Here is a 24,628-nt window from a genome sequence, read left to right as displayed (position 1 = left end):
GTAGTTGACATTATGAGAGAGCACATCGCAGTAACAGAAGCAAAAAAATTGGGTATCCCAGTTTTCGGTATCGTAGATACTAACTCAGATCCAAGAAAAGTGGATTTCGTAATCCCAGGAAATGATGATGCTTCAAAATCTATCGATATGTTGTTGAGCGTTGTTTCAGCTTCTATCAAAGATGGTTTGTCTCAAAGAAAAGCAGATAAAGAAAAATCTAAAGAAGAAGGCGAAAAAGTTTCTGCAGAAGCAGATGCTGATTTCGATGCTGAATAATTAGAATCTTTTCTAAAATATAAAAGCGGTTCAAGTTTTATTGAATCGCTTTTTTTGTTGTGAATTATTTGACTTCGTCGAACCACTTCGTTAGGTTTGGGCGCCTCTATCCGCCTTCCGCTCCCAATCTTTTTTGTAGGAAGATTTTATATTAAATAGAATTCGAAGTACAAGCAAAAAAGGATTTTCGCTCAAGTCGGGGCGCAGATTTGGCTTCCGATTAACATTGGTTAATCAATACAAATAAAAAACCTTTTCAAAGCTCAACTCTGAAAAGGTTTTAATTTTATAAAAATCAAAGGAAATTAAAACTTATCCTTTGAATTCTCCCATTGCAATAAACTTATCTTGTCTCTCCGCAACCAATTTATCAACCGGTAATTTAGAAAGGGTTTTGATATCTTTCAATATGAATCTCTTCACATTGTCGAAAGTGGCTACGTTGTCATAATGAGCGCCTCCAAGTGGTTCTGGGATGATGTCATCAATCAACTTCTGCTTCAACATATCATCAGCAGTAAGTTTCATTGTTGTTGCTGCAGTTTCTTTGTACTCCCAGCTTCTCCAAAGGATTGCAGAACAGTTTTCCGGAGAAATCACAGAATACCAAGTGTTCTCCAACATATAAACTTTGTTTCCAACACCAATTCCTAATGCGCCACCACTTGCTCCTTCACCAATAATAATTGTGATAATCGGAGTTTTTAATTGACACATTTCGTAGATGTTTCTGGCAATAGCTTCACCTTGTCCACGTTCTTCTGCTTCAAGACCAGGATAAGCACCAGGTGTATCAACAAAAGTTACCACAGGAATATTGAATTTCTCTGCCAATTTCATCAATCTAAGAGCCTTTCTGTAACCTTCTGGATTAGACATCCCGAAACGTCTGTGCTGGCGTTCTTTGGTAGTTCTGCCTTTCTGAGTTCCAATCAGCATCACGGTATTTCCACTGATGCTGGCAATTCCGCCAATCATCGCAGGGTCGTCCCCGAAATTTCTATCACCGTGCAATTCTACAAAACTTCCTGCATCTGCCAAACCGTTGATGTAATCAAGTGTATAAGGTCTGTCCGGATGTCTGGAAAGTTGTACTTTTTGCCAAGGCGTAAGGCTTCCGTATATTTTTTTCTTAGTTTCTTCTATTTTTGTTTTGATCTTTTTGCAGGATTCATCTACATCTATTCCGCTTTCTGTACCTAGTTGTACACATTTTTCGTATTGATCTATCAATTCCTTTACAGGCTGTTCAAATTCTAAATACTCCATATTTTGTTTGGATTAAACCGTTCAAAAATAATCTATTTTTTTTAAATGGTTTTTGAATTGTTAAATTAATTTAAACTAATTGCTTTTTCTATTCTTGCCAATGTTTCTTCTTTTCCAATGATACTCATAATATCCGGAACATCAGGTCCTTTCAGTTCTCCAACCAAAGCGAGACGAAGAGGCATCATTACTTTTCCCATCCCGATAGAATGTTCTTGTGCAAAATGATGAATCGCTTCTTTCAAAGTTTCTGAATCAAATTTTGACGTTTCTAGTTGGGTTGAGAAATCTTTCAAAATTGCAGAAGTAGTATCGTTCCAAGCTTTTTTGGTTGCTTTTTCATCGTAAGAAGTTGGAGTTTCGAAGAAGAATTTTCCATCATTGTAAATATCAACCACAAAAGTTGCTCTTTCTTTCATCAATGAAACGATTTTCAATAATTTGTCATCAGAAAGATTCAACGCTTTAACTTCATCAATTTCTTTCAGTAAAAACAAAACCTCTTCATCAGATTTCAACTTCAAATATTCCTGATTAAACCATTTCGCTTTCTGTGGATCGAATCTTGCGCCGGCTTTATGAACTTTGTGAAGATCGAACTCGGCAATCATTTCGTCCATTGAAATAATCTCTCTATCGTTTGCTGGTGTCCAACCTAACAAAGCTGTCATATTGATAAAAGCTTCAGGGAAATAGCCAGATTCTTTATAACCTTTCCAAATCTCATCACTTTCTGGATCTTTGAAATCCATTGGGAAAACCGGAAATCCGAATTTTGCACCGTCTCTTTTGCTCAATTTGCCTTTTCCTTCAGGTTTAAGAATCAATGAAAGATGCGCAAATTCAGGAGCTTCCCAATTCATCGCTTCATATAATAAAACGTGCAAAGGCATAGATGGTAACCATTCTTCACCACGGATGACGTGAGAAATTTTCATCTCAAAATCATCTACAACATTGGCGAAATGATAAGTTGGCATTCCGTCATTTTTGATTAGAACTTTATCGTCAAGTGTACTGGTATTCACAGAGAAATTTCCTCTGATAATATCTTGAAGATTCAAGATTCTGTCAATTGGCATTTTGAAACGAACGACATAAGGAACATTTTCATCCAACAATTTCTGAACTTCTTCAGCGGAAAGAGAAATACTGTTTCTTAGTTGTTGTCTTGTCTGATGATTGTAAGCAAAAACATCACCTCTAGCTTCGAAGTCTTTTCTGATAGCATCCAATTCTTCTGGGGTATCAAAAGCTAAATAAGCATAATCTGTTTTCAAGATTTGCTCTTTGTATCTGTCGTAAATATCTCTTCTTTCAGATTGTCTGTAAGGAGCATAAGGTCCACCAATTTTTGGGCTTTCGTCAGGAATAATCCCACACCACTCCAAAGAATTCATAATATAATCTTCTGCGCCTTCTACATATCTGGCTGTATCTGTATCCTCGATTCTGAGTACAAATTCGCCTCCTTGATTCTTAGCAAAAAGATAATCGTAAAGAGCTGTTCTAACTCCTCCTAAATGTAAAGCTCCCGTTGGACTTGGCGCAAAACGCACTCTTACTTTTTTCATTGGTAGATATTTAAATTCTTTTAAAGTCAAATGCAATCGCAATCCGATTTCATTTTAAAAAATTGTGGTGCAAAATTAAGAAATTCTGAGCGGTTAGCCTTTTGAATTTGGTTAATCTTTTACGAAATACTATTTTTGTAGATTAAAATAAAAGCTATGCTAGAAATCGGAGAAAGACCTTGGGGAAAATACTATGTTTTGGCGGATGAACCAAACTATAAGCTGAAAAGGATTGAAGTGAACCCAGGTCAAAAATTATCTTATCAATATCATCATAAAAGACAAGAGCAATGGACTATTATCGAAGGGAATGCAACTGTTGTTTTGGATGGTGAAGAGATTTCTTTAGGTTACGGTCAAAGTGTTTTTATCCCACTTGGTGCTAAACATAGAATAATGAATCTTACTGATAAGCCTGTTGTTTTCATAGAAGTTCAAACTGGAACTTATTTTGGAGAAGAGGATATTGTTAGATTGGAGGATGAGTATGAGAGAGAATAACTTTATATAAAAAGCGATGAGTAATAATTAATACTTATCGTTTTTTTTATAAATATTTTTATTTCAGATTAAAAATTATTTTGATGAAAAAGCAATTTGTCTTTTTATAATTGGAGAAAAATATAAAAAATTATATCTCAAAAACAAAGTCCAATTTCTTGATTATGCAAATAAGTGTGATGCTAATTTAATCATCTTAGATAGACCTATTGATGAATCTTTTCATAGAAATATTTTGTCTCAGAAACTTTTAATACCTTCTGTGTTGATTGATTATGATGTAGTTTTATTTTTGGATTTGGATATCTTGATATCTGATGTTGCTCCATCTATATTCGATTATTTACCAGAGAATAAGTGTTTTGGAGCTGTTCTTGATCCAAGGAATACAGATGAGTTTAATAAAACTTGGCAACATATTCCAAGAATATTGGGGGGAAACTAGTGAAAGCTATTTTACAGATAGAAATTTTAAACAAAATCCTTTACTTAAGGGAAGCATAAATGGAGGGGTGTTTATATTTAGACCAAAAATTGCCTTTGGTATTTTTAAAGATTATTATTATTCGAACCATAACCAAGGTGAATTGAATAGTTTTGAAGAAACACCATTTGCATATTTTTCACAAATTTATGATTGGTTTGAACCTTCACCATTAAAATTTAATGCGCAAGTATTATATAAGATGAAAGGCACAGAGAAAGGTAGAATTGTTGAAAGAGAAGAACAAAAAATATGGAAATTTTTTAGAAAAATATACTACAAAAAAACAGAAAATTCTTTGTATCCAACTTCAAATTACAAGAAATTGGTTGAAGATATTATGAAGAATAATTATTTTATTCATTTTTCAGGCAAATATCCCCTTTATTATAGATAATATGTTTAGTAAGATTTTAAAAATATTGACTAATTCCACAATTACTTATGGGATTACCGTAAATAATGAAGCAAAGGAAATTAGAATTCTTTTAGATAAACTTATCCCATTGATTGATCAGAGTGATGAAATTGTTGTTCTTCAGGATATAACAAATGAGAGTCAAGAAGTAACTAACGTTTTAAATTCCTATGGAAATAAAATTAAAAGAATTACTTCTTTTTTAGATGGAGATTTTGCAACTTTTAAAAATAATTTGATTAAAAAGGCTTCAAAAAAATATCTTTTCCAAATAGACGCTGATGAATATCCAACAACAGAATTAATTACAAATATAAAATGGTTTCTTTTAAAAAACTATAAGACGGATTGTTTTTTGGTTCCAAGAATTAATATTGTAAATGGTATTACAACTGAAGATATTAATAATTGGGGATGGGAAATTAATGATAAGGGTTATGTAAATTTTCCAGATTTTCAAAATAGAATTTTTAGACTTAAAAGGAATATTAGATGGCAAAATAAAATCCACGAAATTCTTGTTAATCAAAAAAAAACAAAAAAAATTAAAGCAAATGAAAAATTCTGCCTTATCCATATAAAGGATATAGACAATCAAAAAAGTCAGAATTTTTTTTACGATACACTATAATTTTAAAATTTTATGAAAATTAGAGTTATTTTCGATTTAGAAGTTTTAGGAAATTCATACAAAAATAATCAAACAGGTATATTTAGAGTTACTTATGAATTATTAAGAAGATTTATGTTTAATAATAAACTTGATGTTCTTTATTCTAATTTTAACTTTAATAATGATAGAAAGATGAAATCTAAGATTGGGCGATTTCTCTCAGATGAAGATTTGTCTATAAAAAGTGTCAATAGCTGTGAAAGAATTAAGTTTATACCTTTTAGAAAGGAAAAACTATTTAAAAAAATATACAGAAAATTTGGAATATTTGATTATCAAATAAAATTTAATAGTCAAATTAATAATAGTCAAATATATCACACTTTATATTATCCAATTCATTTCAGTTTACAAAAATATCAACATATAAAAAAAATAGTAACAATTCATGATTTGATTCCAATTCTTTTTCCCCAATATAATGCTAATACAGAATTATTGGAAAAAACAATTTATTCTGTTGGTTCAAATAATTTCGTAATTTGTGTTTCGGAGAATACAAAAAAAGATTTACTAAAATATGCGCCACAGATTGATCCCAACAAAGTATTTGTAAGTCTTTTAGCAGCATCAAAAGATTTTTTTTATAAATGTGATGATGAGAAGAAGTTTTCTGAAGTTCAAAAAAAATATAATATTCCTAATAAGTATTTTTTAAGTCTTAGTACTTTGGAACCACGAAAAAATATAGATCACGTCATTAGAAGTTTTGTAAAAATGATTATTGATAGAAAGATTAATGATCTTAGTTTGGTTTTAGTAGGTAACAAAGGTTGGGATTTTGATAATATATTCAAGGAGTATGAAAATGCAAAAGAGCTTAAGGATAAAATAATTATCACGGGTCATATTCCAGATGAGGATTTGGCAAGTATATATAGCAATGCAAATTCTTTTTATTATATGTCCTTTTATGAGGGGTTTGGCCTACCTCCGTTAGAAGCAATGCAATGCGGAACTGCTGTAGTAGTTTCAAACACATCATCTTTGCCAGAGGTTGTAGGTGATGCTGGGATTTTATTAGACCCAACAGACCAGGACCAACTTGTTGATACAATGTGGGAGATTTATGATAATGATGAGTATAGACAAGATTTAGGTAGAAAAGCAATAGAGCAGTCTAAAAATTTTTCTTGGGAAAAAACTGTTGCTGAGCATTTGAAGATTTATGAAACAATTCTGCAATTTTAATGTAATTTGTAAATAATTTTGAAAAAAAGGCTTCTATATTTTATGCCAGATAATCCAATTTCTGGAAAAGCAGGCAATACAACTAGGCTCAATCAGTTGCTTTCAATTTTTAATGAAAATGAAAATCTGGAGATTACTTTTGTTTCCCTGAGAGATTGGGGGATGTGGAATAATAATGATGAAGTTTTATTCAAACAAAAATATCCTAACATCAGTTTTTATTTATTAGATAAGAAATACAAAAAAAACTTCTTTAAGTATTTCTTTTTGTATAAAATACCTTATTTTTTTAAAAATAATTCGATTGATTTAACAAGCTTCATTTTGCGAAAAGAATTTTCAGAAATTATGAAGAAGAATTCTTTTGATACTGCAATTATTAGCTACGCAGTTTGGGGTAAATTAGTTGAAGGTCTTTCTGATAATGTTTATAAAATTATTGATACTCATGATTTTATAACTGCTCAAAGTCGAGTTAAAGAGAATAAGATTGGAAAACTTTTTCAAGACGAAATTAGTATTCTGCGAAAATTTAATGAAATTTGGACTTATTCAATAGAAGAAGCTTACATTTTTGAACAATTTACGGGTAAAAAGATTACTTTAATGCCGGTGTCATTTCCTTTTAAGTATAATCAACATACAAATGATTTTAAGTATGATGTGATTTATGTTGCAAGTGATAATCCGCATAATGTCATAGGTATACATTGGTTTTTACAACAAGTATTACCAAATTTAAATAATGTTATCATTCATTTGATTGGAAAAATTTGTAATAAAATTTCTGAAGATTATCCCAATGTCATAAAACATGGCGTTGTGGATGATATCGATTCATTCTATAAGCAAGCGAGAATAGCAATATGTCCAATGCTAAGTGGGACTGGTATTAAAATAAAAGTTTTAGAAGCGCTATCGTTTGGCCTGCCAGTTGTTACTAACAGAAGAGGTGTAGATGGACTTATTAACAAAACTAATAATGGTTGTGTCGTTGTAGAAGATTATCAGGACTTTGCCAATGCCATAATAAGGTTAATAAGCGATGATGATTATTATGAAAAAATTAAATCTAATGCAATTAATTATTTTTCAGAAAATCACAATCCAGAAACAGAAAAAAAAATAATAAATATATCTTTGTAAAAAAAGTTTGAAGAAGAAGGTACTTGTAGATTTGGAACGTTTGCGCTATCCTAACTCAGGCATTGCATCTGTGTTTAGAAATTTAGCCAAAGGTTTGTTGACTTTAGACTCTAGTCTTATTTTGGATTTTTTTGGACCGATAGACGGAATCAGGAAATATATTCCAAAATCTAATATTGTTAACAGACACGTGTGGAATAAGTTTGCGGATATTTTTAGTTCTAGTTATGATTTGGTCCATGTAAGCCACCAATTATCTCCTTACTTCAAAAAAAATTATTCTAAAACAAAAAAGGTTGTCACTTTGCACGATCTTAATTTTTTACACGAAAATTTCAAAAGTACCAAAAAGCTTAAAATGCTTTACAAGGTTAATAGAAGTTTAAAGTACACTGACCATATTGTATGTATATCGAATTTTGTTAAAGACGATTTTGAGAAAAATAAACATCTTTTTGATTTGAAAAAACTAAAATCAACGGAAGTTATTTATAACGGAATTACCTTTCCTGAAAAAAAAGAATGTCAGATTAAGGATTTTCCACTTCTCAGAGACAAAAAATATCTTCTAAATATTGGTGTTTTATTTCCTAAAAAAAACCAATTACCATTGATTAAAATGCTAAAGTTTCTGGAAGAAGATTTGGTTTTAGTAGTATCTGGAAGTAAGAAAGATTATGAAGATCAGATTTTAGAAGAAATTAAAGTAAATGGCTTAGAAAACAGAGTTCACATTCTAAGAAACATTAGTAACAAAGAAAAATTTGGACTTTTAAAAAACTGTGAAGCACTTTGTCAACCTTCTCTAGCGGAAGGATTTGGGATTCCTCCAATCGAAGCAATGTATTTCGGAAGGCCTGTTTTCTTATCAACTTATACCAGTCTTCCTGAGGTTGGAGGTGATGTGGCTTTTTACTTTCAAAGTTTCGACCCGCAAGAAATGGCGAATGTCATTCTCCAAGGTCTTGAAAAATATAAAACCCAACCGGAACTGGAAAAAAAGTTGACAGATTGGGCTTTACAATTTGATTACAAAGTCATGGCAAAACAATACCACGATTTGTATGAAAGGATTTTGGAAAATTAATTCTGAAATTCCAAAACAGTTTTCTCAATAATTTTCACACAATCTAAAAGTTGTTCTTTCGTAATGACCAAAGGCGGTGCAAGTCTAATAATATTTCCATGAGTTGGTTTTGCAAGAAGACCATTTTCTTTCAGTTTTACACAAAGATTCCAGGCGGTTTTACTATCTGGAGTGTCATTAATAAGAATAGCATTCAATAAACCTTTTCCACGAACTTTTGTAATTAAATCTGTTTTTTGAATTAATTTTTCAATTTCAGAACGGAACAGTTGGCCTAATTCTTCAGCTCTTTCGGATAATTTTTCTTCAGCCACAACATCCAAAGCCGCAACAGCTACTGCACAAGCAATTGGATTGCCTCCGAATGTAGAACCATGTTGACCAGGTTTGATGACATTCATTATCTCATCATTTGCTAAAACTGCAGAAACAGGATACATTCCTCCAGAAAGAGCTTTTCCTAAAATCAAAATATCAGGTTGAACATTCTCGTGATGACAAGCAATTAATTTTCCAGTTCTTGCGATGCCGGTTTGGACTTCATCAGCAATGAAAAGCACGTTATATTTTTTACAAAGTTCTGAAGCTTTTTTCAAAAATCCTTCATCCGGCACAAAAACTCCAGCCTCACCTTGGATTGGCTCTGCTAAGAAAGCTGCAATATTTTGTGAATCTTGTTTTAAAACTTCTTCTAAAGCAGTTAAATCATTGTAAGGAATTTTCTCAAAACCTGGTGTGAAAGGTCCATAGTTTTGATTAGCATCGGGATCATTGGAAAACGAAACAATTGTAGTTGTTCTTCCGTGGAAGTTGTTTTCACAAACAATTATTTTTGCAGCATTTTCAGAAATTCCTTTTACTTCGTAGCTCCATTTTCTGGCTAATTTCACTGCTGTTTCCACCGCTTCAGCACCGGAATTCATAGGAAGAACTTTATCGAATCCGAAAAGTGTTGTGATTTTTTTCTCGTATTCTCCAAGATTAGCATTATAAAAAGCTCTTGAAGTTAAGGCTAATTTTTTAGCCTGATAGACTAACGCTTCTACAATTTTTGGATGAGAATGACCTTGGTTCACAGCAGAGTAAGCTGAGAGAAAATCATAATATTGCTTACCCTCAACATCCCAAACAAAAACGCCTTCACCTTTTTCTAAAACCACAGGAAGTGGATGATAATTGTGAGCGCCGTATTGATTTTCTAAGTCAATGAAATATTGATAAGACTTGTTTTCCATAATAAAGATTTTGCCAAAAATAGTAATAAGAATGCTATTGGTAATAATAAAAATGCCTAACTTTTAAAGTCAGGCATTTTTATCTATAAGGATGATAATCTTTAGATATGATTATCAAAACTTTTGTCCATTACAAAATCTTCCATAAACTTGGTAGTGTAATTTCCAGCAAGGAAATCCTCATTTTCCAATAATTGTCTGTGGAAAGGAATGGTAGTTTTCACCCCTTCGATGTAAAATTCTTCCAAAGCACGTCTCATTTTTGCAATCGCTTCTTCTCTTGTTTGAGCAGTCACAATTAATTTCGCAATCATAGAATCGTAGTTAGACGGAATTGTATACCCAGAATAAACGTGCGTATCCACTCTTACACCGTGTCCACCAGGAATATTAAGTTCTTTAATTTTTCCAGGAGAAGGACGGAAATCCGCATAAGGATCTTCGGCGTTGATTCTGCACTCGATAGCGTGCATTTTTGGATAATAATTTTTTCCGCTGATTGGCGTTCCAGAAGCTAATAGAATCTGCTCACGAATCAAATCATAATCTACAACTTGCTCTGTGATTGGGTGTTCTACCTGGATTCTGGTATTCATTTCCATAAAATAGAAATTTCTGTGTTTGTCTACCAAAAATTCGATAGTTCCAACACCTTCGTATCCAATATATTCAGCCGCTTTTACTGCAGCCGCTCCCATTTTTTCACGAAGTTCATCCGTCATAAAAGGAGAAGGGGTTTCTTCAATCAGTTTTTGATTTCTTCTTTGGATAGAACAATCTCTTTCAGAAAGGTGGCAAGCTTTACCAAATTGATCTCCAGCAATCTGAATCTCAATGTGTCTAGGCTCTTCGATTAGTTTTTCCATATACATTCCACCATTTCCAAAAGCAGCAACAGCTTCTTGGATTGCAGAATCCCAATGTTCTTTCAAATCTTCTTCTTTCCAAACAGCTCTCATCCCTTTTCCACCACCACCAGCAGTAGCTTTGATCATCACAGGATAACCCACTACTTTTGCCGTAGCTTTTGCGTCTTCGTAAGAATCAATCAAACCATCAGAACCAGGAACACATGGGATTCCAGCTTCTTTCATAGTCGCTTTAGCCGTAGCTTTGTCGCCCATTTTTTCGATTTGCTCAGGAGTTGCTCCGATGAATTTGATTCCGTTTTTAGCACAGATTCTAGAGAAATTTGCGTTCTCTGAAAGGAATCCATAACCTGGATGAATTGCGTCTGCATTAGTAATTTCTGCAGCAGCAATAATATTAGGAATTTTAAGATAAGAGTCTTTGCTCATCGCAGGGCCGATGCAAACTGCCTCGTCTGCAAAACGAACATGGAGACTATCTTTATCCGCTGTAGAATAAACGGCAACGGTTTTTATCCCCATTTCTTTTGCCGTACGCAAGATCCGCATTGCGATCTCACCACGGTTTGCGATTAATATTTTTTTGAACATCCTTTTATAATTAAATATTAAGAATTAAAAATTAAGATAAAGTGCATCAATTAATAATCACTTATAATTTATCAATTATATTAAGATGGGTCTACTAAAAATAATGGTTGATCATATTCTACAGGAGAAGAATCCTCTACCAATATTTTTACAATTTTTCCGCTAACTTCTGACTCGATTTGGTTGAAAAGTTTCATTGCTTCTATTACACAAACCACTTTTCCTTCTGTTACAGAATCGCCTACGTTTACGAAAACATCTTTATCTGGAGAAGGTTTTCTGTAGAAAGTTCCAATCATTGGAGATTTGATAGTAATATATTTGCTGTCATCAGCAGAACTAGCTGCGTCAGAAGTAGCAACAGGAGCAGAAGCTTGATTTGCAACCGGTGCAGAAACTGGAGCCTGATAAGCAACTTGTGGAGTTAAATAGCTTACTGCTTCACCTCCTAGTGGGGTTTTGATATAGATCTCGAAGTCTTTATTTTTATATTTCACTTCGGAAACACCTGCCTTTGCAACAAATCTTACAAGATTCTGAATGTCTTTTATATCCATAAATTTTTTAAATTATTTTGAACGCCAAATATAATAAAAAACCACTCAAATTGATAAAATCCGAGTGGTTTTTTATGCTAAGTATAAGATTATCGAAAGATAAATCTTAGTTTTCTTCTGTAGTTTCTACATTTTTCTCTACTACAACTTTTCCTCTGTAATAAAGTTTTCCTTCGTGCCAGTGCGCTCTGTGGTATAAGTGCATTTCGCCAGACGTAGCGTCTTTTGCCAATTGAGGAACTACTGCTTTGTAGTGAGTTCTTCTTTTATCTCTTCTTGTAGACGACTGTCTTCTTTTAGGATGTGCCATTGTTAGTACTTTTTAAAAAATTCTTGCGAATTGTATTGTTATTGCTTAATTATTATCTTTCAATTTTTTCAAAGCTTCCCATCGGGGGTCTGTGCTTTCTTCTTCCTCTTCGACTATTTTTGGACTGTATTGGTCTAATATCTTTTGATATTCATCATTGTCTCTTACAGATGGTGCTAATTTTTTCATCGGAATAGATAAAACTACTGCTTCATATATAAGGTTAGCAAGGTTGAATTCGCCATCTTTTTTATTGATGGTAATGACATCTTCATCGCTGTCATCATATTCTTCCCCAAATTTTACAAGGATTTTCAAATCATTCTCAATATTTTCAGAAAATTCATCATTGCTAATATCACAAATCAATTGAACGGTTCCTGAAACATTAATGAAGAACTCCAAAAAAGTAGTATGCTTGTCCAAAAGAACATTAGCATTGATTTTTGGATTAAAAAATTCCTGCTCAGTCTCAAATAAATCAAAGAACTCTTGGTCGATTTCAAATACGAAATCGTGTTTTCCCGGTTTTAAGCCTATAAAGGCAACGTCATAGTTTCTAATTCTGTCCATAAAAACGGTTTGCAAAAATAATTTATTTTTTTTAAATAACAAAATCTTTTTTGGAAATACTTGACTTGCAAAAATTTACTCCTCAAAAACTGATTTTTCGTCTAGTTATTTTCAATCGGAAGGTCTTCGTCTATCCCATTATTTGCGTGAGAAGCTTTCGGACGAAGACGATTGCTCATCAAATCGTGGTACTCTTCTCTGTTCTTAAAAATCTCGACAGCTGTAAAAATTGCTTCGGAGAAAGAAGTTTCGTCTGCCAGATTTTTTCCCGCAATATCATAGGCAACGCCGTGGTCTGGAGATGTTCTGATGAAAGGCAAACCCGCAGAATAATTCACGCCTTCTTCATAAGCGATTGTTTTGAAAGGTGCCAAACCTTGGTCGTGATACATCGCTAAAACTGCATCGAAAGCTTTATATTTTTCTGGTTGGAAAAAACTATCCGCCGGATATGGACCAAAAGCTAAAGTTCCATTATTGAAAAGTTCTTTTATCGCAGGTTTAATGATTTCGATTTCTTCTTTACCGATTACACCGCCATCGCCAGCGTGAGGATTGAGTCCTAGAACTGCAATTTTCGGTTTTTCTACACAGAAATCTTCTTTCAAAGTTTTTACCAATTGAGTGATTTGCTTTTTCAGTTTTTCTTTGGAAATATTCTGAGCAATCTCTGAAACCGGAATATGATGCGTGGAAACAGCGACTTTCAAATCGTTGGTTACCATAAACATTACTGCTTTTTTACCTGCTCTTTCTTCGAAATAACCTGTATGTCCAGCGTGAGCAAAACCGTATTTCATCATCTCGTCCTTATTAATAGGAGCGGTTACGATAACATCTACTTCATTATTAAGAAGAGCTTGTGTTGCAGATGCCAAAGAATCGATTGCCATTTTTGTGGATTCTTCCGTTGGAACACCGAATTCTACATTGCTGTTCTCTTTGGTGAGATTCACCATATTGATTTTCCCAGACTGTGCTTCTCTTGCAGAATTGATGTAATTGAAGTTGGTCTGAAGCTTGAGAATGTTTTTCTGATAAGTGAACAGTTTACCCGAACCAAAAATAACCGGCGTAAAAAAATCTGTTATGCTTTTATCTTTCAGAGATTTTAGAATAATCTCTGGTCCGATTCCGTTGAAATCGCCGATTGAAATTCCTACTCTGATTTTATGATGTTTGGAGCTCATTTGTTTATCTTTGACATTTAAAAAGAATTTTACAAATTTAGTTTTTTTTAGGATAGGTTTTGGTAGGAAAAGGCTTGTATTTGAAAGTTAGAACTTCTTTTGGAGACAAAGCCCATAGCCCCGATTGCAACGGCATCCTTTTTCTTTTTTTTGCTAAAAAAGAAAAAGATAGAGTGGAAAGCGGGATTAAGCTCCTAAAAATTTTAACAATATTAATTATACAAATGTTTACAGGAATTATAGAAGCGACCGGAAAGGTTGAAAAAATCGATAGAAATGAAGGTAATATTGATTTTGTGTTGAGTTGTCCTTTTGCTCAGGAACTGAAAATCGACCAAAGTCTGGCGCACAACGGCTGTTGCCTGACAGTTGTGGAAATAAACAGTGATTCTTACAAGGTGACGGCAATCAACGAAACGCTTGAAAAAACGAATCTTGGTGCGTGGAATGTTGGAACGGAAGTGAATTTGGAACGTTGTTTGAAATTCGAAGGTAGGTTGGACGGTCATATTGTGCAAGGTCACGTGGACAAAACTGGAGTTGTGAAAAGTATCGAAGACCAAAACGGAAGTTATTTCATTACAGTTTCTTACGAGGAAACCAACGAATATACGACGGTTCCACAAGGTTCTATCACGCTGAACGGAACGAGTCTGACGGTTGCTGAAAGTGGAACAAATCAGTTTTCTGTGGCAATAATTCCGTACACTTGGGAGTTTACAAATATGAAGCATTTGAAAATTGGCGATATTGTGAATTTGGAATTCGACATCATTGGAAAATATGTTGCAAAGCTTTTGAAATCGCCATTGTCTAATATGGTGCAAAAATATCAATAGAATTGTCAACTGCATAGACCTCCAAAAACACAAAACAATATTTGAAAAAGCAAAATGCCATTAACTGATTATAAAGGTTACCGATTAAGAAATAGGGTTTTCATTGGATTTCTCGCTATTTGTTTTCTGAGTGTCATTACTTCGGCTACTTTGTCTTATGTAATTTTGAGAGACAATGCAAAGAAGCAAAGCCAGACGGATATGCAAACCAAGTCCGAAGCTCTTATGTCTTCTTTGGATTATGCGCTCAGTCATTCTCAGGTTGAAACCAAAGATATTCCTAAAATTCTTGAAAATGAAATTTACGAAATTGCGGATATCAATAAACACGACATTGTTATCTACGACCTGAATGGTAATTATCTTTTGTCTAACAAAGACCCGAATCTTGTTGCCCAGAAGAAAATGCCCGCAGATGTCATAAATGCTATTAAGAAAAACGGTAAACAATACGATGATAAAGCTTACGACGAAAAACTGAAAGCGACGATTGTTTCTTCTTATATGGTGTTGAAGAATAATATGTTAGAAAATATTGCTTATGTGTATTTTCCGTATTATCACAACGAGAGTGCTTATATGGAGGTTTTCAAAGAGTATTTTATTTACATCATTGGTGTCAATCTTCTTATTATATTGTTCAGTATTTGGTTTAGTTGGATTATTTCGAATAATTTGACGGAAGCAATTATCCGATTTACGTCGATGATTAGTAAAATCAATTTGTTTGATAAAAATCTGCATCCTATCAGATATTATAAAAATGATGAGCTGAATGCTTTGGTTAAGGCTTACAACAAAATGATTGCAGAAATTGCTGACCAGCGTGAACGTCTCAGTTATATAGAAAAACAATCGGCTTGGCAGGAAATGGCAAAACAAGTAGCACACGAGGTGAAAAATCCGTTGACGCCAATGAAGCTGATGATGCAAAACTTCGAAAGGAAATTTGACCCGAACGACCCAAATAACGCTGCTAAAGTTAAAAATCTAAGTGAAATTATCATCGGACAAATCGATGTTATCAGTAGAGTAGCAAGTGCATTTTCTGAATTTGCACAGTTGCCTCAGAAAAATGATGAAGAGATTTCTCTCAATAAAGAAGTGAAAAATGTGTTGACGATTTTCAGTGATGAAAATATTTTTGTTCACGCCAATCACGATAATATTCCGATGAAAATTGACAGAGATTATCTTTCGAGAATTATAACTAACCTTGTGACCAACGCAAGTCAGGCAAAAGCTGATGATAGAAAGTCCGTCATCAATGTAGATTTGGAAAAAATTGAAAAACGAATCCGAATCACGGTTCAAGATAATGGAGTAGGGATTTCTGAAGATAAAATAACAAAGATTTTCGACCCGAATTTCACTTCCAAAAATAGTGGAATGGGAATAGGGTTGACAATGGTAAAACGTATGGTCGAAGATTACAACGGGACGATAACTGTAGTTTCTGCGCCTGATAAAGGTGCGACATTCACCATCTCGATGCCTTCAAATCTTTAGATGAAGCCTTTCAAATTTCAAAAATTTTCAATTCAGCAAGATAAATCGGTTTTCCGAGTAGGGACGGATGCGGTTTTGTTGGGGATTTTGTCCAATGTTTATCAAGCAAAACAAATTCTGGAAGTAGGAACTGGAACAGGAATTATTTCTCTAATGTTGGCTCAAAGAAATTCTAATGCCAACATCTTAGCAATTGATATTAATTCAGAAGCAGTCAGTATTTCTCAAGCTAATTTTTCGAATTCTCCTTTTTCCGATAGAATCAAAAGTTGGCTTCAGGATTTTAAAAACTTTGAAAACCAAGAAAGATTTGATTTAATCATTTCGAATCCACCTTATTTTGAAATCAACAATTCTGAAAAAGATATTCTGGCAAGACAAAGACTGGAATTAGATTTCTCTGATTTGATTCAAAAAGCTTCGCAATTACTTTCTGATGAAGGTTTGTTTTCTGTTATTATTCCAATTGATTCCGAAAAACAATTCACTCAAATTTGCCTAGAGAATAATCTGTTTCTTAAAAGAAAAGTCATCATCAAAGGAATCAAAACAGCTGAACCGAAAAGAGTAGTTTTAGAATATTCATTCCAACAATCAGAAGTTAAAGAAGAAAATTTCATCATAGAAAAATCGCCAAGAGTTTACTCTGATGAATATCTTGATCTTACAAAAGACTTCCATTTATTCAATAAAAAACCTCTCTGAATTTTCAAAGAGGTTTGTATTTTATACAATTTTAGAATTGAATCTAACATCTAAATTCTAATCTCTAACTTCTACGTTTTATTCGAATAATTCTGCTGTATCCAAAACAGAAACTTGTCCGTTTTCGCATCGGATGGCTTCGCCAGGATAATTTTGAATCATATGATAATCGTGCGTCGCCATTACAACTGCGCAATGGTTTTCTTCAGCCAGATTTTTTAAAAGCGTCATAATGTCGTTAGACGTTTCTGGGTCAAGATTTCCCGTTGGCTCATCTGCAAGGATCAATTCCGGATGATTTAGTAAAGCTCTTGCAATCGCTGCACGTTGTTGCTCGCCACCAGAAAGTTGATGAGGCATTTTGTGCTTTTTGGTTTTCATCCCAACGCTTGACAAAACTTCATCAATTCTTGTTTCCATTTTTAATTTGTCTTTCCAGCCGGTTGCTTGTAGAACAAAAAGAAGATTCTTCTCAATATTTCTATCAGATAACAATTGGAAATCCTGGAAAACAATTCCTAATTTTCTTCTCAGGTTAGGAACGTCAGACTGTTTCAATTTTTTCAAATCAAAACCTGCGACTTGTCCGCTTCCGCCTTGTAAAGGAAGTTGTCCGTAAAGTACTTTCAAAAGAGAACTTTTTCCGGAACCTGTTTTTCCAATCAGGTAGCAGAATTTTCCTTTCTTGATATGAAGGTCAACATCATTCAGGACAGTGAAGTTTTTCTGAACAATTTTGGCACTGCTCAAATCTATAATATCGACTCCAGGGTCATTTCTGTGCGGCATAATTTCAAATTGAAAGTTGTGAAACTCAAAAATAGCAAAAACTTATTTTTTGTCCTCTACTTTTGGCAAATTTTAACAACAAAAAATGTCTGAAAATAAATCCAGACATCTTTGTATATGATAATTTTGAAGGAATTATCTCTTAGCGCGTGCTGCACTAACAGTTAAGCTCTTTCTGCCTTTTGCTCTTCTAGCTGCCAACACTCTTCTTCCGTTTGGTGTAGACATTCTTTCACGGAAACCGTGCTTGTTTCTTCTTTTTCTTTCAGATGGTTGGAATGTTCTTTTACTCATCACTAATATATTTAGTTCGTAATTCTATTAAATTTTCAGATTGCAAATATAGAGATTTTATTTTGAGTGGCAAATATTTAAAAACTTTTTTATGTTAATTTTTCACTTTCTATTGATTCCAATTATTTGGGCAGCTTCATCCGTCTTCCGTTCCCAATCTTTTTTGCAGACTATTTCAGATCAAATAGAACTTTTGTACAAGCAAAAAAGGATTTCCACTCAAGCCGGGGTGCGCTTCGCCAAGTTCAAAATTCAAAATGAATTTAACTTTATCAAAAAAACTTGGATTGGCTAGTGATATGAATTCCTTCAATAAATAATTATAGATTTGTAGTAAAGAACTAAACAATTATGAAAACTATCTCTTTTATACTGAAAGTTATTTCTTTTGTGGTTTTGTTATTTATCTGGATCTTTACTATTGTTAATTTTAGGAACCTGCAAGAAACCATTCCAATTCATTATAATCTTGATGGAACTCCTGATGGATTTGGTTCAAGAAGTACAATTTGGTTTGAAACAGGTCTAACTTCAGTTTTGTTCTTATTTTTAATATATGTTTCGAAAAAAACGAATTTCCCTCTACTGAATATTCCCCAAAATATAAAAGACAATCCTATTCTTACTGAATTTGTTGTAAGTGTTCTTTTATTAATAATAATGCTGATATTTGCAGATATTAATTATGAAAGTATACAGAATGCTTTAGGAAAAACCAAGGGATTAAGTTCGACAATGAATTACTCGCTAGGCTTAGTTTTTATTTTTGTCGCTGGACTTCTAGTTTATTCTTACAAAATCTCAAAACGCCAAAATCTACAAGGCTGATTAAATGAAATCTATATACAATCTTTCTATCCATATCATGATTTTCGGGATGAAAATCTTTTCACTCTTTGATTCCAAAACCAAAAAAGGAGTTCGAGGAAGAAAAGAATCGTTGAAAATTGTTCAAGAAAAAATCCAAGGGCAAAAAGTGCTTTGGATGCACGCTGCTAGTCTTGGTGAGTATGAGCAAGGTCTTCCTGTTCTCGAAAAACTAAAAGAACAATTCCCAGAACATAAAACTTTGGTAACTTTTTTTTCACCTTCGGGTTATGAAAATGTGAAAAAAAGAAAACAGATTGCCGATGCAGTTTGTTATTTACCTTTCGATAGAAAAAAAGACGTGAGAGAATTTGTTTCCACTTTCGATACGGAGATTTTCTTCACGGTGAAATATGACTATTGGTACAATCTTCTTGGAGAATTAAAAAATCGAGGAACAAAAATCTATGTGATTTCAGCTTTGTTTTATGAGCATCAGGTTTTCTTTGAAAGTTATGGAAAATGGTTTGCAAACCAGCTTAAGAAAAATATTGATTGGTTTTTTCATCAGACGATTAAATCTCAGGCTTTGGCGAAAAAACTCGGTTTAAATAATTCTACAGTTTCTGGAGATACAAGATTTGATAGAGTGAAACAGTTTCTTGATAGAGACAACCATCTCGAGTTTATAGAAGAATTCAAAGGTAATCAAAAACTGATTGTGTTTGGAAGCAGTTGGCAGGCAGAAGAAGATATTGCTCAGGTTGTTGCAAAAAAACTTCCTGAAATTAAAATAGTTATTGCACCGCACGACTTGCAGCGCGTTGCGCATCTGCAAAAATTGTTTCCGAACGCTATATTATACAGTTCTCTTACAAATTCTCACGCTCCAGAATTCTCAAATTCTCAAATTCTAATCATCGATAGCATTGGAAAACTTTCCAAATTGTATTCTTATGCAGATTTGGCAGTTGTTGGTGGTGGATTTCATTCGGCGGGATTACACAATATTTTGGAAGCGGCGGTTTATGGTGTTCCTGTGGTTTTCGGAAATCAATACAAGAAAAACCCTGAAGCTGATGCGTTGATTGAAGCTAAAGGTGGAAAAAGTTTTGATGATTTTGTGGTCGCGTCGGCTTTCATTACAGAAGTGATTAAAAAAGATTCCCAAACCGAGGGCGAAGAAAAATCTTACCTGAAAGAAATGTCGGAAAAAGCCTTTGAATTTGTCAATTCTCAACCTAATTCTACGGAGATTATTGTGAAGAAAATTTTGTCTTTATGAAAATTAAGCTTTCTATTCTATTGATTTTAACTTCGGTTTTGAGCTTTTCTCAAGACAAGAAAACTATCAAAAAATTTGTCGAAAGTTTTGTTGAATACAGGATGAAAGAAGGAAAATTCATCAAAAGAACAACTGATTTATTAGCTGTTGGAATGTTGCCTGATGAAACAATAATGAATTGCAAATTATTAACGATTCATTTTACTTCAATCGATTTGCTTAGTGGTTTTCCTTATAAAAATGTCTTTAAAGTAAAAGATTTCAAAACAATAGTTTATGAGAATGAATTTGCTCATAATTTTAATGGAATTTTTAAAAAGATGCCTTATGAAATTTTTAATCTTGCAAAATATGATTACAACTACAATCCTAGAATGTGGAATTTTGTATTTAATAATAAAAGTGAAATTGAAATTATTTACGGATTTCAAGGGGATTTTGAACTAGTAGAATTTTTGAAAACGAAAGGGTTTAAATTTTCTAAAGACTTCAAAAAAGATATGGGCCTTGATTAATATTACCTCAAAAATCCCTCACTCTTGATATTTTTTACAATCAATTCAAAATGGTCAGGAATATTCTCGCATTGCAACCAATTAAAATCAAAACTATTATTGATACATAGTTTTTCAAAATAAAGTGTTTCGTGGATTTGGAAATCGATGTCACTGAGAAGTTCATCAAATTCCATCCAGTAATCTTGATCCAGTTTTTTGATTTGGATTAATGCTTTGATGATTTTGTTGATGAGGTAAATGTAAAGTTTGTAAACCGCATCGAATCTCTGACGTCCCAGTTTTTCGTTGTGTTCAAGGATTTTATTAATTAAAAATAAATTCAGATAAACATCCCCAAATTTATCCGTCGTGATTTTCACATGTTCCGTTATTTCTGCGCTCAGTTTTCTGATCAAAACCAAAAAATATTTCTGATTGGCAACATATTTTGAAATCTCCGTAACTCTTTCGCTGATGATTTCTTCCATCGCATTTCGTTTGTCATCAGTCGTTTCCGGATCGATGAGTTCGAAATATAATTTTTTGGAAAGCAATTTATCTTTCTTCAATAATCGGTAAATCAATCGGTCTTTCTCAATCGGAGAAAACTCGCTCAAAGCCTGTTTGAATTCTTTTGAATATTCCATTAATTAAAGATTTTAGAATATTTGATAAAACCGTTGAAAGCCCAATTAGCTGTATAATACAGAGATTTCAAAGTTGAAAATTTCATATAATTTTTGTAAACCAAATATTGATCCTTCATAATATTTGATTTTTTTCTGGAAACACTGTTGGGAAGCATTCTGTATTTTGACAAAGTTTTTTTCAGTGGTTTTCCTTGCGGGATTTTTTTCAAAAGTTCAAGCCACATCACGTGATCTTCACGTTTTGTGCCTTCCGGAAAATAAAATTTACCAACTCTTTTAGAATCATACATCGACGAAAGTAAAGATAACCGACAGGTTTTCAGTAGGTTATTAAAAGTCACGATTTTATCTGCTTCGAAATCTCCAATTTTTGTGGGATTAAGATTTTCATCACAACGGGAATAAGTGGAATAAGCTAATTCGGAGTTTTCTTTTTTCATAAATCCAACCATTTCTTCAAGGAAATTCGGTTTCCAAAAATCGTCTGCATCCAGAAATGTGATAAATCTTCCGCTTGCATTTTTCAATGAAATATTTCTTGCGTGACCAGCGCCACCATTTTTTTCAGCTTTAAAAACTTTAATTCTCGAATCTTCAATTTGTTCTAAAATTTCTACCGAATTATCTGTCGAACAATCATCAGTAATCAGCCATTCCCAATCTTGAAAAGTTTGGTTGAGGACAGAATTGATGGTTTCGTTCAAATATTTTGAAGAATTGTAACTCGGTGTAATGATTGAGATTTCTGGCACTTGCGATTTTTTACAAAGATAAAGATACAGACTTTAAGATAATAGGTTTTTAATTGTGAAAATTATTGAGGTTCGCTTTTGAAACTGATAAAGGATAAGGTGTCTAAATAATTATTATTGCTAATTGTTTTCAAATCCATAAATTTGTGTTCGTCAAATATTAGCTTAATTTGAAAAATGAAGAAAGTTTTATTTTTTCTATTCATTGTTTTGGTTTCTGTCCAGTGCAGAAAGGATGATGATAAACCCGCAACTGTTACAGAACCTAATCTTCAAGGTAGATGGTATGTAGTAAGTCATTCTGTTATAGACGATAGGACTGGTACGCCGGAATTAGCTGAGACGCAATACACAGATTGTGAAAAAAAGACATATATCGAATATTTGGACACTGGAAAGAGTGTTAGCGTGAGATATAGAGAAACTTTTTCGGAGTGTATTTTGGATTCCGAAGGTAGCTCTAATTATACTTGGGATAAGACGGCTAATACAATTAAACATAATTATACAAATAATTCAGTATTTGAATACAATATTGTTAAACTTACGGATAAAGAACTCGTTACCAAATTTTATTTTTTATCGGATTCTGGTGGCGTTTTTCACACCGTTTATGAATTAAAAACTTACAAAAGAAATTAAAAATAATGTTTTACGACCATCAGCAGATAGAAAAAAAGTGGCAGAAATACTGGGAAGACAATCAAACTTACAAGACTTCCGATAAAACAGACAAACCGAAATTTTACGTCCTCGATATGTTTCCGTATCCTTCCGGAGCTGGACTTCACGTGGGGCATCCGCTCGGTTATATTGCTTCTGATATCTATGCGCGATACAAAAGACATCAGGGTTTCAACGTTCTTCATCCGGTTGGTTACGATAGTTTCGGGCTTCCGGCGGAGCAATACGCCATCCAAACTGGAACGCATCCTGCCATTACGACTGAACAAAATATCACGAGATATGAGGAGCAATTAAGAAAGATTGGTTTCTCTTTCGACTGGAGTAGGGAAGTGAGAACTTCGGACGCTTCTTATTATAAATGGACGCAATGGATTTTTATTCAGTTGTTTCATTCTTGGTATAATAAAAATACAGACAAGGCAGAATCGATCGAAACCTTAATCCAACATTTTGAAGAAAAAGGAAGTGACGGATTAAATGCCAATCAAAATAAAGAACTGAATTTCACGGCAGAAGAATGGAAAAATGCTTCTGAAATTGATAAAGGTGCGATTTTATTAAATTATCGTTTGGCTTACAGAGCGGAAACGACTGTAAACTGGTGTCCTGCTTTGGGAACAGTTTTAGCGAATGATGAGGTGAAAGACGGAAAATCTGAAAGAGGTGGTTTCCCTGTTTTTCAAAAGAAAATGATGCAGTGGAGTATGAGAATCTCAGCATATTCTGAAAGATTGTTGCAAGGTCTGAAAACTTTGGATTGGCCACAACCTTTGAAAGATTCTCAGGAATATTGGATTGGAAAATCTCAAGGTGCTCAAGTAAGATTTGCAACTGAAAATGGAGAAACGATTGAAGTTTTCACGACAAGACCTGATACGATTTTTGGTGCAACTTTTATGGTTTTGGCACCGGAAAATCCTTTGGTTCAAAATTTAACAACTGAAGAACAAGCAACGGAAATCGCAACTTATATAGAAGAAACATCGAAAAAGACAGAGCGTGATAGAATGGCTGACGTGAAAAACGTGAGTGGTGCTTTCACAGGAAGTTATGCGATTAATCCTTTTAATGGGAACAAAATTCCTATTTATATTTCGGATTATGTGTTGATGGGTTACGGAACTGGAGCTGTGATGGCGGTTCCTGCACACGATGAGCGTGACCACAGATTTGCTAAGAAATTTAATTTAGAAATCATCAAAGTTGTAGAATCTGATGTGGATGTTCAGGAAGAAGCTTATGATTCTAAAGATTCGGTTTGTGTGAATTCTGATTTCTTGAATGGTCTTAATTATAATGATGCAAAAGCAAAAATCATTGCTGAAATCGAAAACAAAGGAATTGGTCACGGAACTACGAATTACAGACAGCGTGACGCGATTTTCTCTAGACAAAGATATTGGGGCGAGCCTGTTCCTATATATTATAAGGAAGGAATGCCTTACACTTTGCCAAATTCCGCTTTGCCTTTGGAACTTCCTGAGGTTGAGAAATATTTGCCGACAGAAGACGGCGACCCACCATTAGGAAACGCAAAAACATTTGCTTGGGACGAGGCGAATCAAAAAGTAGTTGATACAGATTTGATTGATGACAAAACAGTTTTCCCTTTAGAATTATCTACTATGCCAGGCTGGGCAGGAAGTTCTTGGTACTTCTTAAGATATATGGACCCAAATGATGATGAGGTTTTTGCTAAAAAAGAACTGACTGATTATTGGGGACAAGTTGATTTGTATATCGGCGGAAGCGAGCACGCAACCGGTCACTTGTTATATTCGCGTTTTTGGAATATGTTTCTGAAAGACAGAGGTTGCATTGAACAAAATGAGCCTTTCCAAAAGTTGATTAATCAAGGGATGATTTTGGG

The 24,628-nt window shown here is 33.6% G+C and carries 27 protein-coding genes; 15 read left to right on the top strand and 12 right to left on the bottom strand.

Annotated features, from left to right (window positions below):
* A partial coding sequence (gene rpsB / locus V7P73_RS08475) for a 30S ribosomal protein S2 (protein ID WP_333852664.1) occupies nt 1–276 on the top strand: 276 nt, incomplete at its 5' end.
* 312 nt (nt 277–588) lie between these two features.
* Here rpsB and V7P73_RS08470 read toward each other — a convergent pair.
* Both V7P73_RS08470 and gltX read right to left on the bottom strand, forming a co-directional pair.
* Complete coding sequence (locus V7P73_RS08470) at nt 589–1,545, bottom strand: acetyl-CoA carboxylase carboxyltransferase subunit alpha (RefSeq protein ID WP_333852662.1); 957 nt, start codon at nt 1,543–1,545, stop codon at nt 589–591.
* Nucleotides 1,546–1,610: 65 nt separating this feature from the next.
* Nucleotides 1,611–3,119 carry a glutamate--tRNA ligase gene (gltX, locus tag V7P73_RS08465; RefSeq protein WP_333852660.1) on the bottom strand — a complete coding sequence of 503 codons (1,509 nt, stop codon included), beginning with the start codon at nt 3,117–3,119 and terminating at the stop codon, nt 1,611–1,613.
* 156 nt (nt 3,120–3,275) lie between these two features.
* On the opposite strand from gltX, the gene V7P73_RS08460 reads away from it, so the two are divergent.
* The 6 genes from V7P73_RS08460 (at nt 3,276) to V7P73_RS08435 (ending at nt 8,619) form a co-directional block, all read left to right on the top strand.
* Complete coding sequence (locus tag V7P73_RS08460) at nt 3,276–3,620, top strand: phosphomannose isomerase type II C-terminal cupin domain (protein WP_333852659.1); 345 nt, start codon at nt 3,276–3,278, stop codon at nt 3,618–3,620.
* A 392-nt stretch (nt 3,621–4,012) separates the two neighbouring features.
* Nucleotides 4,013–4,501: a hypothetical protein gene (locus tag V7P73_RS08455; RefSeq protein WP_333852657.1), complete on the top strand. Its 489-nt coding sequence runs from the start codon at nt 4,013–4,015 to the stop codon at nt 4,499–4,501.
* Nucleotides 4,502–4,526: 25 nt separating this feature from the next.
* A complete protein-coding gene (locus V7P73_RS08450) occupies nt 4,527–5,153 on the top strand; it encodes a hypothetical protein (RefSeq protein ID WP_333852655.1) in 627 nt (208 codons plus the stop codon).
* 12 nt (nt 5,154–5,165) lie between these two features.
* Nucleotides 5,166–6,386, top strand: coding sequence for a glycosyltransferase family 4 protein (locus V7P73_RS08445; protein ID WP_333852653.1), 1,221 nt, complete (start codon nt 5,166–5,168; stop codon nt 6,384–6,386).
* Between the two features lie 42 nt (nt 6,387–6,428).
* Nucleotides 6,429–7,532: a glycosyltransferase family 4 protein gene (locus V7P73_RS08440; RefSeq protein WP_333852651.1), complete on the top strand. Its 1,104-nt coding sequence runs from the start codon at nt 6,429–6,431 to the stop codon at nt 7,530–7,532.
* 7 nt (nt 7,533–7,539) lie between these two features.
* Nucleotides 7,540–8,619, top strand: a complete 1,080-nt coding sequence (locus V7P73_RS08435) for a glycosyltransferase family 4 protein (RefSeq protein WP_333852649.1) — start codon at nt 7,540–7,542, stop codon at nt 8,617–8,619.
* Here the strand turns inward: V7P73_RS08435 and rocD are convergent.
* From rocD to pdxA, 6 genes are all read right to left on the bottom strand, one after another.
* Nucleotides 8,616–9,854: an ornithine--oxo-acid transaminase gene (rocD, locus tag V7P73_RS08430; protein ID WP_333852647.1), complete on the bottom strand. Its 1,239-nt coding sequence runs from the start codon at nt 9,852–9,854 to the stop codon at nt 8,616–8,618. The genes V7P73_RS08435 and rocD overlap by 4 nt on opposite strands.
* A 101-nt stretch (nt 9,855–9,955) precedes the next feature.
* Nucleotides 9,956–11,314, bottom strand: coding sequence for an acetyl-CoA carboxylase biotin carboxylase subunit (gene accC, locus V7P73_RS08425; protein WP_333852645.1), 1,359 nt, complete (start codon nt 11,312–11,314; stop codon nt 9,956–9,958).
* Between the two features lie 80 nt (nt 11,315–11,394).
* Nucleotides 11,395–11,871, bottom strand: coding sequence for an acetyl-CoA carboxylase biotin carboxyl carrier protein (gene accB / locus V7P73_RS08420; RefSeq protein WP_333852644.1), 477 nt, complete (start codon nt 11,869–11,871; stop codon nt 11,395–11,397).
* A 106-nt stretch (nt 11,872–11,977) separates the two neighbouring features.
* Nucleotides 11,978–12,181, bottom strand: a complete 204-nt coding sequence (rpmF, locus tag V7P73_RS08415) for a 50S ribosomal protein L32 (RefSeq protein ID WP_333852642.1) — start codon at nt 12,179–12,181, stop codon at nt 11,978–11,980.
* Nucleotides 12,182–12,226: 45 nt separating this feature from the next.
* Complete coding sequence (locus V7P73_RS08410; RefSeq protein ID WP_333852640.1) at nt 12,227–12,754, bottom strand: YceD family protein; 528 nt, start codon at nt 12,752–12,754, stop codon at nt 12,227–12,229.
* 101 nt (nt 12,755–12,855) lie between these two features.
* Nucleotides 12,856–13,944 carry a 4-hydroxythreonine-4-phosphate dehydrogenase PdxA gene (pdxA, locus tag V7P73_RS08405; RefSeq protein ID WP_333852638.1) on the bottom strand — a complete coding sequence of 363 codons (1,089 nt, stop codon included), beginning with the start codon at nt 13,942–13,944 and terminating at the stop codon, nt 12,856–12,858.
* Between the two features lie 224 nt (nt 13,945–14,168).
* On the opposite strand from pdxA, the gene V7P73_RS08400 reads away from it, so the two are divergent.
* From V7P73_RS08400 to V7P73_RS08390, 3 genes are read left to right on the top strand one after another with little or no spacing between them, the layout of a single operon-like run.
* A complete protein-coding gene (locus tag V7P73_RS08400) occupies nt 14,169–14,783 on the top strand; it encodes a riboflavin synthase (protein WP_333852636.1) in 615 nt (204 codons plus the stop codon).
* A gap of 54 nt (nt 14,784–14,837) precedes the next feature.
* Nucleotides 14,838–16,292 (top strand): sensor histidine kinase, encoded by a 1,455-nt coding sequence (locus tag V7P73_RS08395; RefSeq protein ID WP_333852634.1) that lies wholly within the window; start codon nt 14,838–14,840, stop codon nt 16,290–16,292.
* Nucleotides 16,293–16,997 (top strand): tRNA1(Val) (adenine(37)-N6)-methyltransferase, encoded by a 705-nt coding sequence (locus tag V7P73_RS08390; RefSeq protein ID WP_333852632.1) that lies wholly within the window; start codon nt 16,293–16,295, stop codon nt 16,995–16,997.
* Nucleotides 16,998–17,075: 78 nt separating this feature from the next.
* On the opposite strand, the gene V7P73_RS08385 is transcribed toward V7P73_RS08390, so the two are convergent.
* Entirely contained in the window at nt 17,076–17,786 is a 711-nt protein-coding gene (locus tag V7P73_RS08385; protein WP_333852629.1) for a cell division ATP-binding protein FtsE, read from the bottom strand.
* Nucleotides 17,787–17,921: 135 nt separating this feature from the next.
* The gene (gene rpmH / locus V7P73_RS08380) at nt 17,922–18,080 is read right to left on the bottom strand and encodes a 50S ribosomal protein L34 (protein WP_039365072.1); all 159 of its coding nucleotides are present in this window, start codon (nt 18,078–18,080) and stop codon (nt 17,922–17,924) included.
* Nucleotides 18,081–18,431: 351 nt separating this feature from the next.
* Here rpmH and V7P73_RS08375 point away from each other — a divergent pair, with 351 nt between their 5' ends.
* From V7P73_RS08375 to V7P73_RS08365, 3 genes are read left to right on the top strand one after another with little or no spacing between them, the layout of a single operon-like run.
* Nucleotides 18,432–18,908 carry a DUF1648 domain-containing protein gene (locus tag V7P73_RS08375; protein WP_333852615.1) on the top strand — a complete coding sequence of 159 codons (477 nt, stop codon included), beginning with the start codon at nt 18,432–18,434 and terminating at the stop codon, nt 18,906–18,908.
* A 4-nt stretch (nt 18,909–18,912) separates the two neighbouring features.
* Nucleotides 18,913–20,172: a 3-deoxy-D-manno-octulosonic acid transferase gene (locus V7P73_RS08370; RefSeq protein WP_333852613.1), complete on the top strand. Its 1,260-nt coding sequence runs from the start codon at nt 18,913–18,915 to the stop codon at nt 20,170–20,172.
* Nucleotides 20,169–20,687, top strand: coding sequence for a hypothetical protein (locus V7P73_RS08365; RefSeq protein ID WP_333852611.1), 519 nt, complete (start codon nt 20,169–20,171; stop codon nt 20,685–20,687). Before V7P73_RS08370 ends, V7P73_RS08365 begins: the two co-directional genes overlap by 4 nt.
* Nucleotides 20,688–20,689: 2 nt before the next feature.
* Here V7P73_RS08365 and V7P73_RS08360 read toward each other — a convergent pair whose 3' ends face one another.
* Together V7P73_RS08360 and V7P73_RS08355 are read right to left on the bottom strand one after the other, a co-directional pair.
* On the bottom strand, nt 20,690–21,316 hold the full coding sequence (locus V7P73_RS08360) for a deoxyuridine 5'-triphosphate nucleotidohydrolase (protein ID WP_333852610.1): 627 nt from the start codon (nt 21,314–21,316) through the stop codon (nt 20,690–20,692).
* On the bottom strand, nt 21,316–22,071 hold the full coding sequence (locus tag V7P73_RS08355; protein WP_333852608.1) for a glycosyltransferase family 2 protein: 756 nt from the start codon (nt 22,069–22,071) through the stop codon (nt 21,316–21,318). The genes V7P73_RS08360 and V7P73_RS08355 overlap by 1 nt, the downstream gene beginning before the upstream one ends.
* Before the next feature lie 177 nt (nt 22,072–22,248).
* On the opposite strand from V7P73_RS08355, the gene V7P73_RS08350 reads away from it, so the two are divergent.
* On the top strand, nt 22,249–22,713 hold the full coding sequence (locus V7P73_RS08350) for a lipocalin family protein (RefSeq protein ID WP_333852606.1): 465 nt from the start codon (nt 22,249–22,251) through the stop codon (nt 22,711–22,713).
* A 5-nt stretch (nt 22,714–22,718) separates the two neighbouring features.
* On the top strand, nt 22,719–24,628 hold a 1,910-nt coding region (locus V7P73_RS08345; protein ID WP_333852603.1), incomplete at its 3' end, for a class I tRNA ligase family protein.

It is taken from the genome of Epilithonimonas sp. (assembly GCF_036780765.1).
Classification (GTDB): Bacteria; Bacteroidota; Bacteroidia; order Flavobacteriales; family Weeksellaceae; genus Epilithonimonas.
The sequence above is the reverse complement of the archived record's forward strand: the minus strand, read 5'-3'. Positions and strand labels throughout refer to the sequence as shown.